This window comes from Cellulomonas sp. (assembly GCF_035634735.1).
Classification (GTDB): Bacteria; Actinomycetota; Actinomycetes; order Actinomycetales; family Cellulomonadaceae; genus Cellulomonas.
Genome location: NZ_DASQCJ010000002.1, coordinates 68,372 through 82,932 on the forward strand (window position 1 = coordinate 68,372; position 14,561 = coordinate 82,932).

Genomic DNA, 14,561 nt, shown 5'->3' on the forward strand with positions numbered 1-14,561 from the left:
CGCCGACGACGAGGACACCCCGATGGCCCGGACCAGTGACGACGTCGCCCTCGAGGACGCGCTCGACCCCCTCGTGGTGGCGATGGACATCGGCTCCACCGCGACCCGCGGCGGCGTGCACGACGCCGCCGGCCGTCCGGTGCACGGGCTGCAGCACAAGGTGCCGCACGCGTTCACCGTCGCGCCGGACGGCACCTCGGTCATCGACCCCGACCAGGTCGTCGACGAGGTCGGGCGGGTGCTGGACGCCGTGGCCGGTGACCGGAGGCTCGGGACCCGCGTGGCGGGCGTCGCGCTCGACACGTTCGCCGCGTCCCTGATCGCGGTCGACGCCGCGGGCCGCGCGCTGACCCCGTGCCTCACGTACGCCGACGCGCGCAGCGCCGCCGCCGTGGCCGCGCTGCGCGCGGAGCTGGACGAGCGCGCGGTGCAGCAGCGCACCGGGACCCGGATCCACACGAGCTACCACGCGCCCCGGCTGCGCTGGCTCGCGACCGCCGAGCCGCGGGTCGCCGCCGCCGCGGCCGCGTGGTGGTCGCTCGGCGAGTACGTGTACGCGCGGCTCGTGGGGGAGCCGCTGGCCGGCACCTCGACCGTGGCGTGGACCGGGCTGCTCGACCGGCGCACGGGCGCCCTGGACGCCGAGCTGCTGGCGGCGGCGGGCGCGGGGCCCGGCGCGTTCTCCCCGCCGCGCGACACGTCCGCCCCCGCGACGCCCGTCGCCCCGGCCCGCTGGCCCGCCCTCGCCCGCGCCGCCTGGTTCCCGGTGGTCACCGACGGCTACGCCAGCAACGTCGGGTCCGGCGCGACGGACGCGACCGTGATGACCGCGTCGACGGCGACCTCCGGCGCGCTCCGGGTGCTGCTCGACGGGCCGGCCGACCCGCTGCCCTTCGGGCTGTGGAACTACCGCGTCGAGGCGGGCCGGACGCTGCTGGGCGGGGCGATCAACGACGTCGGCCGCGCGGTGAGCTGGGCGCAGGCGACCCTGCGGCTGGGCGAGGACCTCGCGCCGGTGCTCGCCGCCGCGCCCGCGGACGGCACGCCGCTCGTGCTGCCGTACCTCACCGGCGAGCGCGCGCCGGGCTGGGCGGGCGGGGCCCGCGCCGCGTTCACGGGCGTCTCGGCGGCCACGACCCCCGACGTCCTGTACCGCGGGATCGTCGAGGGCGTCGCGCTCACGTACGCGCGGGTCGCCGACGAGCTGCACCCCGCGGCGCCCGACGTGGTCGAGGTCGCCGCCTCCGGGCGGGTCAGCGGCGAGCAGCCGGGGTGGTTGCAGGTCCTCGCGGACGTCCTCGGCCGGCCGGTCACGCACGTGACGCGGAAGCGGGCGACGCAGCGCGGGACGGCGCTGCTGGCGCTGGGGGTCCTCGCTCCCGACGTCGAGCGGGCGCCGCGCGCCACCGGGGCGACGTACGAGCCGCGCGCCGAGCACGCGGACCACTACGCCGACCGCGCGGCGCGGTTCGGTGCGGCGTACGACGCGCTGGTCGGGGGCTGAGCCGCGCCGGCGGTCAGTACACCAGCCGCCGCACGTCCTCCGGGTGCAGCACGAGCCGGACCTGGTCGTCGGCGAGCACGCCCGCCAGGTCCGCCCGGCGGGCGGGGTCGTCGAGGTCCCAGTACCGGTGCGCCAGCCGCTCGGCGAGCTCGTGCGCGCCGTCGGGCTCGATCGTGACCCGGCCCGCGATCGCCACCCAGTGCTCCCGCTCGGCGACCGGGGCGGCGACGACGAGCGAGGCGCGCGGGTCGCGGCGCAGCCGCCGGACCTTGAGGGCGTCCGCCTCGCTGAACAGCTGCACGGTGCCGTCGTCGGCGACCTCGAACCAGACGGGGCGCGGCTGCGGCGGCGTGGGCCCCGCGGCGACGGTGAGGAACCCGTGCAGCGGGCGGCGCAGCAGGTCGAGGTCCTCGGCGGTCAGGGTGGCGTCGGTGCTCATCACGGCCTCTCGGGTCGGCGGCGGTCGGCGGCGTCGTCCGCCTCCATCCCACCGGCGGCGGCCGGGCACCGCAACCGCCGCGCCCCGCCGCACCCCGCCGCGCCCGTCCGGCCGGTCCCGGCGCGCCCGCCCGCCCCGGCCGCGCGATGCTGGCACCCCCCGACCCCGAGGAGCGCCGTGGACACCGCCCCCGACCTGCCGCCCGTGCTCCGCCCGGTCTGGGCCGCGCTCGGCGCCGCGACCACCCGCCGCACGGGGTTCACCCTGGCCGGTCTCGCCACCGCGTCCGCCGACGGCGCCGCGCAGGTGCGCTCGGTGATCCTGCGCGCCTGGGACCCCGGCCGCGGCGTGCTCGCGTTCGCGACGGACGGGCGGTCCGCGAAGGTGCGCGAGCTCCGGGCGGACCCCCGGGTGGCGCTGGTGCTGTGGGACGACGACGCCCAGGTGCAGGTGCGCCTCGCGGGCCGCGCGGCGGTCGTGACCGATCCCGGGGAGCGGCGGCGCCGGTGGGACGGGCTCGGGGCGCGCAGCCGCCGCGGGTACGCCACGACGACGCCCCCGGGCGCGCCGGTCGCCGGGGACGGCGCCGTCGGCCAGGACGAGGACGAGGCGGCGTGGTTCGACCGGTTCGCCTGGGTCGAGGTCGTCGTGGACCGGGTCGACCGGCTCGACCTGGCGGCCGACCCGCACGACCGGGTGGTCGCCGCGCGGGACGCCGCGGGCTGGCACGCCCGGCGCGTCGCGCCGTGACGCGCCGGGACCCCTGTCGGACGGCACCCGTCCGCGCGTAGCCTCGCCGCATGGCCGACGTCGTCCTCTTCCACCACTCCGGCGGCCTGACCGCGGGCGTCCGCGGGTTCGCCGACCTGCTCCGGGAGCGGGGGCACACCGTGCACACGCCCGACCTGTTCGAGGGCCGCACGTTCGCCGACGTGGCCGAGGGCGTCGCGTTCGTGGAGTCCGTGGGCGAGGACGTGTTCGCGCGCCGGGCCGCCGAGGCGGTCGCCGGGCTGCCGGCCGAGGTCGCGTACGGCGGCATGTCCTTCGGCGCGGCGCGGGCGGGCGAGCAGGCGCTCGCGCGGCCCGGCGCGCGGGGCGCGTTCTTCCTCTACGGCGCGGTGGCCCCGTCGTGGTGGGACGCCACCTGGCCGGACGAGGTCCCCGCGCAGGCGCACGTCGCCGAGGGCGACCCGTGGCGCGAGCCGGAGGCGGAGGACGAGCTGGTCGGGTTCGGCGGGGAGCTGTTCGTGTACCCGTGCGCGGGCCACCTGTTCGCGGAGGCCGGGCACCCCGACCACGACCCGGCCTGCGCCGAGCTCGCGACCGAGCGGGTGCTCACGTTCCTCGACGGCCTGGACTGACGCCGCCGGCGGGCGGGCGCGCTCGTACCATCGGCCGGTGCCCCCTCGCTCCCCGCTGCCGCCGCGCCACGGCCTGGCCGCCGCGTGGCTGCGCACCCCGGACCGGGACCGCGCGCGGCCGGTCTCCTGGACCACGATGGGCGCCTGGCTCCGCGACCGGCTGCCGGAGCAGGTCGACGTGGCCGCGATGCTCGCGGACGGTCGGTTCGTCGCCGAGGACGGCCGCCCCGTCCGCGCCGACGACCCGTACGGGCCGCACCGGTTCGTCTGGTTCCACCGCGACCTGCGCGACGAGCCCGAGGTGCCCGGCGCGATCCACGTGGTGCACCGGGACGAGCGGCTCGTCGTGGTCGACAAGCCGCCGTTCCTGTCGTCGATCCCGCGGGGCCGGCACGTGCTGCAGAGCGTGGTGGTCCGGCTGCGCGCCGAGCTCGGGCTGCCCGAGCTGTCGCCGCTGCACCGGCTGGACCGGGTGACCTCGGGGCTGCTGATGCTCGCGACCGAGCAGCGCTGGCGCGGGGCGTACCAGACCGTGTTCGAGCGGCGGGAGGTGCGCAAGACCTACCGGGCGCTCGCGCCGGTGCGGGCCGACCTGGACCTGCCCGTCGACGTGCGGAACCACATCCGCAAGGAGCGGGGCGTGTGGCAGGCGGAGGTGGTGCCGGGCGCGCCGGTGAACGCGGAGACCCGGGTGGAGCTGGAGTCCACCGGGCCCGACGGCCTCGGGGTCTACCGCCTCAGCCCGCGCACCGGGCAGACGCACCAGCTGCGGCTGCACCTGCTCGGGCTCGGCATCCCGATCGTCGGGGACCCGCTCTACCCGGTGGTGCGGGACGTGGCGGTCGACGACTTCGGCACGCCCCTGCAGCTGCTGGCGGCGGAGATCGGGTTCGCCGACCCGGTGGACGGAACCGAGCGGCGGTTCGCCAGCGTCCGGCGGCTGCCGCTGGCGCCGGAGGTCGAGAACCGGGTCACCGGCGGCTGACCTGCGGAAAGACCCCGCCCTGGGTCGTTCGGCCCAATAGTCACGGGCTGATCCGTCGAAAACTTGCCGCATGCGCAGCGAGGGGACGGGCCGCACGGGTCCGGGACGTGTGGTGGTCGTGGGCGGCGGGATGGTCGCGCACCGGTTCGCGGAGCAGCTCGCCGCGCGCGCCGACGCCGGGGACTGGCACCTGACCGTGATCGGCGAGGAGCCGCACCTGCCGTACGACCGGGTGCACCTGTCGGAGGTGTTCGCCGGCCGGGCCGACGGGGACCTGGCGCTCGCGCCGGGGGTGTGGGCGGACCCGCGGGTCGACCTGGTGACCGGGGACCCCGTGGTCGCCCTCGACCTCGCCGCGCAGACCGTGACCACCGGCGCCGGCCGGGTCGAGCCGTACGACGCGCTCGTGCTGGCCACCGGGTCCCGGGCCTGGGTCCCGCGCACCGAGGGCGTCGACCTGCCGGGGGTGCTCTGCTACCGGACGCTCGGCGACGTCACGGACCTGCGGGCCTGGGTCGCCGACCGGGCCGCCGCGCTGGGCCGCCCGCTGCGGGGCGCCGTCGTCGGCGGCGGGGTGCTGGGGCTCGAGGCCGCCGCGGCGCTGCAGACCCTGGACGTCGCGCCGACCGTCGTGGAGTTCGCCGACCGGCTGATGGCCGTGCAGCTCGACGCGGGCGGCGGCGAGGCGCTGCGCGTCCTGGTGACGGACCTCGGGATGGACGTGCGGACCTCCGCCGCCGCGACCCGGGTGGTCGCCGGGGAGGACGGCCGGGTCGCGGGCCTGGAGCTCTCGACCGGCGAGACGGTGCCGGCGGACGTCGTCGTCTACTCGACCGGCATCCGGCCCCGCGACGGCCTGGCGCGGGCGGCGGGCCTCGTGGTCGCCGAGCGCGGCGGCGTCGTGGTCGGGCCCGCCTGCCGCACCTCCGACCCGGCGGTGTGGGCGATCGGCGAGTGCGCCTCCTACGAGGGCGAGTGCGCGGGCCTGGTCGCGCCGGGCAACGCGATGGCCGACGTCGTCGTCGACCAGCTGTGCGGCGGCGTGAAGGGGTACAGCAAGGCCGCCGACGGGACGAAGCTCAAGGGCGTCGGGGTCGACGCGGCCAGCTTCGGGGACGTGCTGGCGCTCGCGCCCGGCGCGCTCGAGGTGACGTTCGCCGACCCGGTCGCGAAGACGTACCGCAAGCTCGTCGTGTCGGACGACGCCCGGGTGCTGCTCGGTGGCGTGTTCGTCGGGGACATCGAGCTGTACTCGTCGCTGCGCCCGATGCTCGGCCGCCCGCTCGGCGCCGACCCGTCGGCGTTCCTCGCCCCGCAGGGCGGCGGGGCGCCGGTGCAGACCGACGTGCCGGACGACGTGGTGCTGTGCTCCTGCTCGAACGTGTCGGCCGGGACGGTGCGGGCGGCGGTCACCGAGCACGGCTGCACCAGCGTCGCCGAGGTCAAGACGTGCACCCGGGCCGGCACCGTCTGCGGCTCCTGCGTGCCGCTGCTGACCACGGTCGTGAACCGCACGCTGGAGCAGGCCGGCATCGCGGTGTCCTCGGCGATGTGCGAGCACTTCGCGATGTCCCGCGCCGAGCTCTACGCGCTGGTCCGGGCCGAGGGGCTGCGCACGTTCACCGAGGTGGTGGCGGCGCACGGCACGGGCCGCGGCTGCGCGGTCTGCCGCCCGGTCGTCGCGTCGATCCTGTCCTCGCTCGGCATCGGGCACGTGCTGCAGCCGGACCAGGCGCCGCTGCAGGACACCAACGACCACCTGCTGGCGAACCTGCAGAAGGACGGCACGTACTCGGTGGTCCCGCGGATGCCCGGCGGCGAGGTCACGCCCGAGCGGCTGCTCGTGCTGGCGGAGGTCGCCCGCGACTTCGGCCTGTTCACCCGGGTCACGGGCGCGCAGCGGATCGCGATGTTCGGCGCCCGCCAGGACCAGCTCCCGGCGATCTGGCGGCGGCTGGTCGACGCCGGGTTCGAGTCCGGCCAGGCCTACGGCAAGTCGCTGCGCGCGGTGAAGACGTGCGTCGGCCAGGCGTGGTGCCGGTTCGGCGTGCAGGACTCCGCGAGCATGGCGGTCCGCCTGGAGCTCCGGTACCGGGGCCTGCGGTCGCCGCACAAGTTCAAGGTCGGCGTGTCCGGCTGCGCCCGGGAGTGCGCCGAGGCGCGCGGCAAGGACGTCGGCGTCATCGCGACCGAGAAGGGCTGGAACGTGTACGTCGGCGGCAACGGCGGATTCACGCCCCGGCACGCCGACCTGCTGGCCGAGGACCTGGACGACGACCGGCTGGTCCAGGTGGTCGACCGGTTCCTCGCCCTGTACGTGCGCAGCGCGGACCGGCTGCAGCGCACCGCGCCCTGGGTGGCGGCCTACCCGGGCGGGCTCGAGGAGCTGCGCCGCGTGCTGGTCGAGGACTCGCTCGGCATCGGCGCGGAGCTCGACGCGGAGGTCGAGCGGCACGTGTCCGGGTACGTCGACGAGTGGCGCGCCACCCTCGACGACCCGGAGAAGCTGCGCAGGTTCACCCCCTACCTGAACGACCCCGACGCCGCCGACCCCGACCTGGCCTACGTGCCGCAGCGGGGCCAGGCGCGCCCGGCCCGACCCGGCGAGCACGGCCACCACGACCTGCGCGTCGCCCGCACCCTCGAGGAGGCCCCGCTGTGACCAGCGACGTCGTGGCGGACGAGGTCCGCGTCTGCCGGCTGGACGACCTGCTGCCCGAGCGCGGCGCCGGCGCCCTGGTCGGCGAGCACCGGATCGCGGTGTTCCGGCTGGCCGACGACCGGCTGCTCGCGGTGCAGCAGCGCGACCCGTACTCCGGGGCGAACGTGCTGAGCCGCGGCATCGTCGGGGACGTCGGCGGGGCGCCCACGGTGACCTCGCCGATGTTCAAGCAGGTGTGGGACCTGGCGACCGGCGCCTGCCTGGACCCGGTCGGCAAGGAGCCCGTGGACCTGCGCACCTACCCGGTGCGGCTGGTCGGCGACGAGGTGCGCGTGGCGGTGGCCCCGTGAGCCTGCTCCTGGGCCTCGACCTGGCCGGTCGCGCGGTGCTGGTGGCCGGCGGCGGGCCGGTGGCGGCGCGCCGGGCCCGGGCCGCGGTGGACGCCGGGGCCGACGTGCGGGTGGTCGCGCCGGACGTGGTCGACGACCTGGTGGCGCTCGCGGGCGCCGGCCGGCTGACCGTGCACCGGCGCCCCGTCGCGGAGGCGGACCTCGCGGACGTGTGGCTCGTGCACGCGTGCACCGGCGACCCGGTCGTCGACGGCGCGGCCGCGGGCTGGGCGGAGGAGCGGCGGGTGTTCTGCGTCGTCGCGGCGGACGCCGACCGCGGCACCGCGCGCACCCCGGCGACCGTCACGGCGGCAGGCGTGCAGGTGGGGGTGCTGTCGGCGGGCCGGCCCGACCCGGCGCGGGCGGCGGCCGTCCGGGACCACGTGGCGGCCGAGCTGCTGCACGGCCGCGCCGACCTGCGCCCGTCCCGGCCGGCGTCCGGCGGGCCGGACCTGCTGCTGCCGGGCGAGGTCGCCCTGGTCGGCGGCGGCACCGGCGACCCGGCGCTGATGACGGTGCGGTCCCGCGCGCTGCTGGCGCAGGCCGACGTCGTGGTCACGGACCGGCTCGGCCCGACCGCCGTACTGGCCGACCTGCGGGACGACGTCGAGGTGATCGCCGTCGGCAAGGCGCCCGGCGTGCACCAGGTGGCGCAGGAGGAGATTAACGCGGTGCTCGTGGCGCAGGCGCGCCTGGGCCGCCGGGTCGTGCGGCTCAAGGGCGGGGACCCGTTCCTGTTCGGCCGCGGCGGCGAGGAGGTGCTGGCGTGCCGCGCGGCGGGCGTCCCGGTGCGGGTGGTGCCCGGCGTGACCTCCGCGGTCGCGGCGGCGGAGGCGGCCGGGATCCCGGTGACGCACCGCGGCACGGCCGACCGGGTGCACGTCGTCAACGGGCACGGCGCGCTGACCGAGGTCGACCTCGCGGCGCTGCGGGCGCCGGGGGTCACCGCGGTGGTGCTCATGGGCATGGCGGGGCTGGGCCGGCTGACCGCGCAGGCGCTGGCCGCCGGGGTCGACCCCGAGACGCCGGTCGCCGTGGTGCACGCGGCGACGCTGCCCGGCGAGCGGGTGGTGCGCGGGCCGCTCTGGGAGGTGGCCGCGCGGTGCGCCGAGGAGGGCGTCGGGTCCCCGGCGGTGGTCGTGGTCGGGGAGGTGGCGCGCGAGGGGTTCCTCGAGCCTGGGCACCCCGGAGCGGCGCACGCGGTGCCGGCGCGGCGGACGGCCGCGGCGACCGCACCGGCCGGGGCCGGGCTGGTGCCGGCGTGACCGGGGCGCCGGTGCTGGTGGCCTGCGCGCACGGGACGCGGAGCGCCGCGGGGCGGGCGGTGGTGCGCGCGCTGGTCGAGGACGTGCGGCGGCTGCGGCCGGGGCTGGACGTGCGCGAGGCGTTCGTCGACGTGCAGGAGCCCGCGGTGGGGGACGCGGTGCGGGACGCGGTGGGGGACGCGGTCCGGGCCGCGGCGCCGGCGGCGGGCGGGCCGGCGGCGGGCGGCGTCGCCGCCGTCGTCACGCCGCTGCTGCTGTCCACCGGCGTGCACGTCCGGCACGACATCGGCGCCGCGGTCGCCGGCCGGCCCGCCGTGGCCGCCGAGCCGCTCGGGCCCGACGACCGGCTGGCCGGGGTGCTCGTCGACCGCCTGGTCGAGGCGGGCGCGACGGCGGCCGACGCCGTGGTGCTGGCGGCCGCCGGCTCCAGCGACCCGGCGGCGGTGGTCGCCGTCGGGGCGGTGCTGGACGCGCTCCGCGCGCGCTGGCCGGGGCCGGTCACGGTGGGCTACGGCGCCGCGGCGCGCCCGGACGTCGCCACGGCGGTCGCCGACGCGCGGGCCGCGGGCGCCCGGCGGGTGGTCGTCGCGTCGTACCTGCTGGCGCCCGGGCACTTCCACGGCGCGCTGGAGGCGGCGGGCGCGGACGTCGTGACGGCACCGCTCGCGCCGCACCCGGACCTGGCCCGGATCGTGCTCGACCGGTACGACGCGGCGCTGCGCTGACGGCCGTGGCGATCGCGGGGGCCCGCGGGGCGGCCGGAGGGGAGCAGGATGGCGGGGTGACCGTCGACGCCGCGACCCGGCACCGGGCCCTGTCCTCCCCGAGCCGCACCGCGATCCTCGCCGTGCTCCGGGCGGAGGGCGCGGCCCTGGCGGTCGAGCGGGTCGCCGAGCGGGTCGGGCTGCACGTGAACACCACGCGCGAGCACCTGGAGGTCCTCGTCGCCGCTGGCCTGGCGTCCCGGACCGCCGAGGCGCGCGCGACCCGGGGCCGGCCGCGGACGCTGTACGCCGCGCGCGGCCCGGCGGAGCCGGACGGGGAGCCCTGGCTGCGCGACCAGCTGAGCCGAGTGCTGCTCGCGGGGTACGGCCGGCCGATCGCGGAGCCCGGCGCGGAGGCGGAGCGGGCGGCCGAGGGGCTGGCGGCGGAGCTCGCGGCCGCGGGGCCGGGCGGGGCGCCGGCGGACGCGGGCGACCGGCAGCTCGCCGCGCTTCGCGAGCACTTCGCCCGGCTCGGCTTCGACCCCGAGCTCCGCGGCGCCGAGGTGCGGCTGCGGCGCTGCCCGGTGCTCGACCTGGCGCACGAGCGCACCGAGGTCGTCTGCGGTGTGCACCTCGGGCTGGCCCGCGGCGTGCTCGCGCGGGTCGGCGGGCCGGTGCGGGCGGCCGGCATCGTGCCGTTCGCCGGGCCGGGCTACTGCGTCCTCCGGCTCGCCGGGACCGCCCCCGCACCGGGACCTACGTCCGAGGCCGCACCCCTCCCGGGATAAATACGCTCGACACCGTGCATAACCCTCCGCGCGTCGGCCTCCGGCTCACGGTCCTCGTGCCGGCCGGGGTGGCGGTGCTCGCGGGCCTCGACGGCGCGCTGCTGCTGCTCGGCCTGTCGGCGCCCGTGCGCTCCGCCCGCCTCGAGCAGGTGCACGGGCCCCTGATGGTGCTCGGCTTCGTCGGCACCGTCGTCGCGCTGGAGCGGGCGGTCGCCGTGGGCGGCCGCCGCGCCCTGCTCGCGCCGGGCTGCCTCGCGGCGGGCGCGCTGCTGCTGCTCAGCCCCGCGCCGGTGGTCGCCGGGGCGGTGGCCCTGGTCGCGGGGACGGTCGGCCTGTGCGCGGTCTACGCCGTCGTGTGGCGCCGGCAGCCGTCGACCGCCCTGGCGGTGCAGGCGCTCGGTGCCGGGCTGGCGGTCGTCGCCGCCGGGCTGTGGGCGCGCGGCGTCCCGGTGCCGTACCTCGCGCCGGCGCTCGCGGGGTTCCTGGTGCTGACCGTCGCCGGCGAGCGCCTCGAGCTCGGCCGGGTCGGCGGTCTCCCGCGCCGGGCGGAGGACGCGGTGCTGGGCTGCGCGGTCGCCTGGTGGGCCGCGGCCGTCGCCGGGCTGCTCTGGCCCGGGCCGGCCCACGTGGCGCTGGGCGCCGTGCTGCTCGTCCTGGTCGCGGTGCTGGTGCGGCACGACGTGGCGCGCCGGACGGTCCGGGCGGCCGGGCTGCCGCGGTTCATGGCGGCGGCGATGCTCGGCGGGTACGCGTGGCTGGCCGTCGCGGGCGCGATCTGGCTCGCCGCCGGGCGGGTGCTCGCCGGGCCGGCGTACGACGCGGTGCTGCACGCGGTGTTCCTCGGGTTCGTGGTGTCGATGCTGATGGCGCACGCCCCGGTGGTGCTGCCCGCGGTGCTGCGGCGGCCGCTGCCGTACCGGCCGGTGATGTACGCGCCGCTGGTGCTGCTGCACGCCACGCTCGCGCTGCGGCTGCTGGTCGGCGACGCGCACGGGCAGGTGTGGGCGGTCCGGGCCGGCGGCGTCGGGAACGTGGTGGCGCTGCTGTCGTTCCTGGCGGTCGCCGCCGGGAGCACGCTGCTCGGCCCGGCGCGGCGGGGGCGCCCGGCGGGAACCGGCCGGCCGCCGGCGGGTGCGTCCGCGCCGCCCGCCTCGCCCGCGCCGCGCGTGGCCGTCGGCCCGCCCGGCACGTCCGCCGGAGCGCCCGCGTCCGCCGGGGCGCCCGCGTCCGCCGGAGCGCCCGCGTCCCTCACGACGCCCGCGGGGGCGGCGTCGTGAGGCGCGCGGACTGGCACCTGCGCGCGCACGTCCTCGTGCTCGCGTGGGGCGTCGCGGCGGCCGCGGTCGCGCTCGCGCACCGCTGGGCGCCCGCGTCCGGCTGGCTGATGGTGCACCTGCTGCTGCTGGGCGCGGCGAGCACCGCGATCCTCGTCTGGAGCCAGCACTTCGCCGACACGCTGATCCGCCGCGCGGCGCCGCGCCGCGCCCTGCTGGTCCGGCTCGCCGTGCACACCGGCGGGGCGCTGCTCGTGGTGGCGGGGGTCGTCGGGCGGTGGACCCCCGCCGTCGTGCTCGGCGGGGCGCTGGTGGCCGGCGCCGCCGTGGACCAGGCGGTGCGGATCGCGCGGCAGAGCCGCGGCGGGCTGCCGACCCGGTTCGGCCACCTCGCGCGGTACTACGTCGCGGCGGGTGCGCTGCTGGTGCCCGGCGTCGCGTGCGGGGTGCTGATGGCGCGGTTCCCGGTCGGCCCGGAGCTGCACGGGCGGCTCGCCGTCGCGCACGTGGCGCTGTCGGTGCTCGGCTGGATCGGCGTCACGGTGGCGGGCACGCTCGTCGTGCTGTGGCCGACGGTGCTGCACGTCCGGATCGACGACCCGACCGAGCGCGCCGCCCGGCGGGCGCTGCCGGTGCTGGTGGCCGGGGTGCTCGTGCTCGCGGCGGGGGCGCTCGCGGGCGTGCCGGCCGCGGCCGGGCTCGGTGCCGCGGTGGTGGTCGCCGGGATCGGGCTGCTCGCGGTGCCGCTCGCCCGGCTGGTGCGCGGGGCCCGGGCCGGGACGTTCGCGGTGCTCTCGCTCGCCGCGGCGGTGGCCTGGTGGGTCGGGTCGACGGTGGCGCTCGGGGTCCGGGTGGTCGCCGCGCCGTCGTGGGAGGCGGCCGCGGCCGGGGTGTCGGCGCTGACGCCCGCGCTGGTCGTCGGGTTCGCCGCGCAGGTGCTGGTCGGGTCGCTGTCCCAGCTGCTGCCGGTGGTGCTCGGCGGCGGCCCGGCGGTGTCGCGGGAGACGTCGGGCCTGCTGAACCGCGCGGCGGAGGCGCGGGTCGTGCTGCTCAACGGCGCGCTCGCGCTGTTCCTCGCCCCCGCGCCGAGCCTGGTCCGCGTCGGGGTGTCGGTCGTCGGCCTGGGCGCGCTGGTCGCGTTCCTGGTGCTCGCGGCGCGGGCGGTGCTGACCGCGCGCCGGCTGCGCGCGGACGCGGTGCCGGGGGTGGCGCCGCTGCCCGCGCCCGCGCGCCGCGACGCCGCGGGCGGTCCGGCCGACCCGGTCGCGGGGGCGCGCCGCCGCGGCGCCGCGGGCGTGGCGGTCGCGGGGCTGCTCGGGGTCGTGGTGCTCGGCGTCGGGCTGGACCCGGCCGCGGCGGGGCTCACCTCCGGCGTCGTCGCCGCCGCGGGGGACGGCGCGCCCGTCGCCGCCACCGGCCGCACCACCACCGTCGACGTCGAGGCGCAGGACATGCGGTTCGTGCCCGACCGGGTCGAGGTGCCCGCGGGCGACCGGCTGGTGATCCGGGTGACCAACGCCGACGCGGCGGTGCACGACCTGGTGCTCGCGAACGGGGCGACGTCCGGCCGGCTGGGCCCCGGCGAGTCGGCGGACGTCGACGCGGGCGTGGTCGGGGCGGACCTCGACGGGTGGTGCTCGGTCGCCGGGCACCGGCTGATGGGGATGACGCTGGACGTGGTCGTGACCGGCGGCGCCGCGGCGGCGGACGGCACCGACGGGGCCGGCGGCGCCGACGAGGGTGCCGGCGCGACCGACCACGCCGCGATGGGCCACGGCGGGACCGGCGACGGCGCGCCGTCCGCGGCCGAGGACGTCGACCTGTCGGGCACCGCGGGCACCGCGGCGGGCGCGCGCGACGCGGTGCTGCCGCCGTTGCCGGAGACGGGCCCGACGACCCGCCGCGTCACGCTGCGCGTCCAGGAGCAGGAGCAGGAGGTCGCGCCGGGCGTCGTCCAGACGGTGTGGACGTTCGGCGGCACCGCCCCCGGGCCGGTGCTGCACGGCCGGGTCGGCGACACCTTCGAGATCACGCTGGTGAACGACGGCAGCATCGGCCACTCGGTCGACTTCCACGCGGGCTCGCTCGCGCCCGACGACGTCATGCGCACGATCGCGCCGGGCGAGACGCTGACGTACACGTTCACCGCCACGCGCTCGGGCATCTGGATGTACCACTGCTCGACCATGCCGATGAGCCTGCACATCGCGAACGGCATGGCCGGCGCGGTCGTGATCGAGCCCGCGGGGCTGCCCGAGGTGGACCGGCAGTACGTGCTGGTGCAGTCGGAGCTGTACCTCGGGCCGCAGGGCGGCACGGCGGACGAGCAGAAGCTCCTCGACGGCGCCGCGGACCTCGTCGTGTTCAACGGCGTCGCCGACCAGTACCGGCACGAGCCGCTGCCCGCGGCCGTCGGCGAGCGGGTGCGGGTCTGGGTGCTCGACGCCGGGCCGTCCCGGGCGAGCGCGTTCCACGTCGTCGGCGGGCAGTTCGACTCCGTGTTCCGGGAGGGCGACTGGACGCTGCGGGACGGCGGCAGCACCGGCACCGGGGGCGCGCAGGTGCTCGCCCTGCAACCCGCGGAGGGCGGCTTCGTGGAGCTCACGTTCCCCGAGGCGGGCCACTACCCGTTCGTCTCGCACGTCATGACCGACGCCGAGCGCGGGGCCCGCGGGGTGTTCGAGGTCGCGGCGGCCCCCTGACCCGGGTCCGCCGCGGGGCGCGCGCCGGGTTACCGTCGTGCCGTCCCGTCGACGATCCGCCGCAGGAGCACCGCCGCATGAAGCGAGTCACCCACCCGGACGCCCAGGCGTTCCGGATCGCCGCGTTCCTCGAGGCCGCGACCTGGGCCGGGCTGCTCGTCGGCATGTTCCTCAAGTACGTCACGAAGACGACCGAGGTCGGCGTGCAGGTGTTCGGGCAGGCGCACGGCCTCGTGTTCCTCGCCTACGCGGCGCTCACGGTCGTCGCCGGCATCCGGCTGCGCTGGGGCTGGTGGCCGACGCTGGTGGCGCTCGCGGCCTCGGTGCCGCCGATGTTCACCCTGCTCGCCGAGCGCTGGCTGCACCGGACGGGCCGCCTGGAGGCGCCGGCGGACCGCGGGGCCCGGCCCGCGCCGGAGGGCGAGCCGGCCGACCGCTGACCCCCGCCCGGGCGGAACGCGGGTGAGCCGGGGACGGGCAGGCCCGAC

13 protein-coding genes are annotated in these 14,561 nt (G+C 78.8%); 12 read left to right on the top strand and 1 reads right to left on the bottom strand.

The window, feature by feature from the left end:
* Nucleotides 1–22: 22 nt before the first annotated feature.
* A complete protein-coding gene (locus VER05_RS00445) occupies nt 23–1,504 on the top strand; it encodes an FGGY family carbohydrate kinase (RefSeq protein WP_324843438.1) in 1,482 nt (493 codons plus the stop codon).
* Between the two features lie 13 nt (nt 1,505–1,517).
* Here VER05_RS00445 and VER05_RS00450 read toward each other — a convergent pair whose 3' ends face one another.
* On the bottom strand, nt 1,518–1,943 hold the full coding sequence (locus tag VER05_RS00450) for a pyridoxamine 5'-phosphate oxidase family protein (RefSeq protein ID WP_324843439.1): 426 nt from the start codon (nt 1,941–1,943) through the stop codon (nt 1,518–1,520).
* Between the two features lie 177 nt (nt 1,944–2,120).
* On the opposite strand from VER05_RS00450, the gene VER05_RS00455 reads away from it, so the two are divergent.
* The 11 genes from VER05_RS00455 (at nt 2,121) to VER05_RS00505 (ending at nt 14,513) form a co-directional block, all read left to right on the top strand.
* Nucleotides 2,121–2,693, top strand: coding sequence for a pyridoxamine 5'-phosphate oxidase family protein (locus VER05_RS00455; protein ID WP_324843440.1), 573 nt, complete (start codon nt 2,121–2,123; stop codon nt 2,691–2,693).
* Between the two features lie 50 nt (nt 2,694–2,743).
* Nucleotides 2,744–3,304: a dienelactone hydrolase family protein gene (locus tag VER05_RS00460; protein WP_324843441.1), complete on the top strand. Its 561-nt coding sequence runs from the start codon at nt 2,744–2,746 to the stop codon at nt 3,302–3,304.
* Nucleotides 3,305–3,341: 37 nt separating this feature from the next.
* Nucleotides 3,342–4,289 carry a pseudouridine synthase gene (locus VER05_RS00465; protein ID WP_324843442.1) on the top strand — a complete coding sequence of 316 codons (948 nt, stop codon included), beginning with the start codon at nt 3,342–3,344 and terminating at the stop codon, nt 4,287–4,289.
* 70 nt (nt 4,290–4,359) lie between these two features.
* Nucleotides 4,360–6,951 (top strand): nitrite reductase large subunit NirB, encoded by a 2,592-nt coding sequence (gene nirB, locus VER05_RS00470; protein ID WP_324843443.1) that lies wholly within the window; start codon nt 4,360–4,362, stop codon nt 6,949–6,951.
* Nucleotides 6,948–7,301: a nitrite reductase small subunit NirD gene (nirD, locus tag VER05_RS00475; RefSeq protein WP_324843444.1), complete on the top strand. Its 354-nt coding sequence runs from the start codon at nt 6,948–6,950 to the stop codon at nt 7,299–7,301. Before nirB ends, nirD begins: the two co-directional genes overlap by 4 nt.
* The gene (gene cobA, locus VER05_RS00480; RefSeq protein WP_324843445.1) at nt 7,298–8,605 is read left to right on the top strand and encodes a uroporphyrinogen-III C-methyltransferase; all 1,308 of its coding nucleotides are present in this window, start codon (nt 7,298–7,300) and stop codon (nt 8,603–8,605) included. The genes nirD and cobA overlap by 4 nt, the downstream gene beginning before the upstream one ends.
* Entirely contained in the window at nt 8,602–9,330 is a 729-nt protein-coding gene (locus tag VER05_RS00485; RefSeq protein WP_324843446.1) for a sirohydrochlorin chelatase, read from the top strand. Before cobA ends, VER05_RS00485 begins: the two co-directional genes overlap by 4 nt.
* A 56-nt stretch (nt 9,331–9,386) precedes the next feature.
* A complete protein-coding gene (locus tag VER05_RS00490) occupies nt 9,387–10,097 on the top strand; it encodes a helix-turn-helix transcriptional regulator (protein WP_324843447.1) in 711 nt (236 codons plus the stop codon).
* Between the two features lie 14 nt (nt 10,098–10,111).
* A complete protein-coding gene (locus tag VER05_RS00495; RefSeq protein WP_324843448.1) occupies nt 10,112–11,374 on the top strand; it encodes a hypothetical protein in 1,263 nt (420 codons plus the stop codon).
* Nucleotides 11,371–14,073 carry a multicopper oxidase domain-containing protein gene (locus VER05_RS00500; RefSeq protein ID WP_324843449.1) on the top strand — a complete coding sequence of 901 codons (2,703 nt, stop codon included), beginning with the start codon at nt 11,371–11,373 and terminating at the stop codon, nt 14,071–14,073. Before VER05_RS00495 ends, VER05_RS00500 begins: the two co-directional genes overlap by 4 nt.
* A 77-nt stretch (nt 14,074–14,150) precedes the next feature.
* Entirely contained in the window at nt 14,151–14,513 is a 363-nt protein-coding gene (locus VER05_RS00505; RefSeq protein WP_324843450.1) for a DUF3817 domain-containing protein, read from the top strand.
* Nucleotides 14,514–14,561 lie beyond the last annotated feature (48 nt).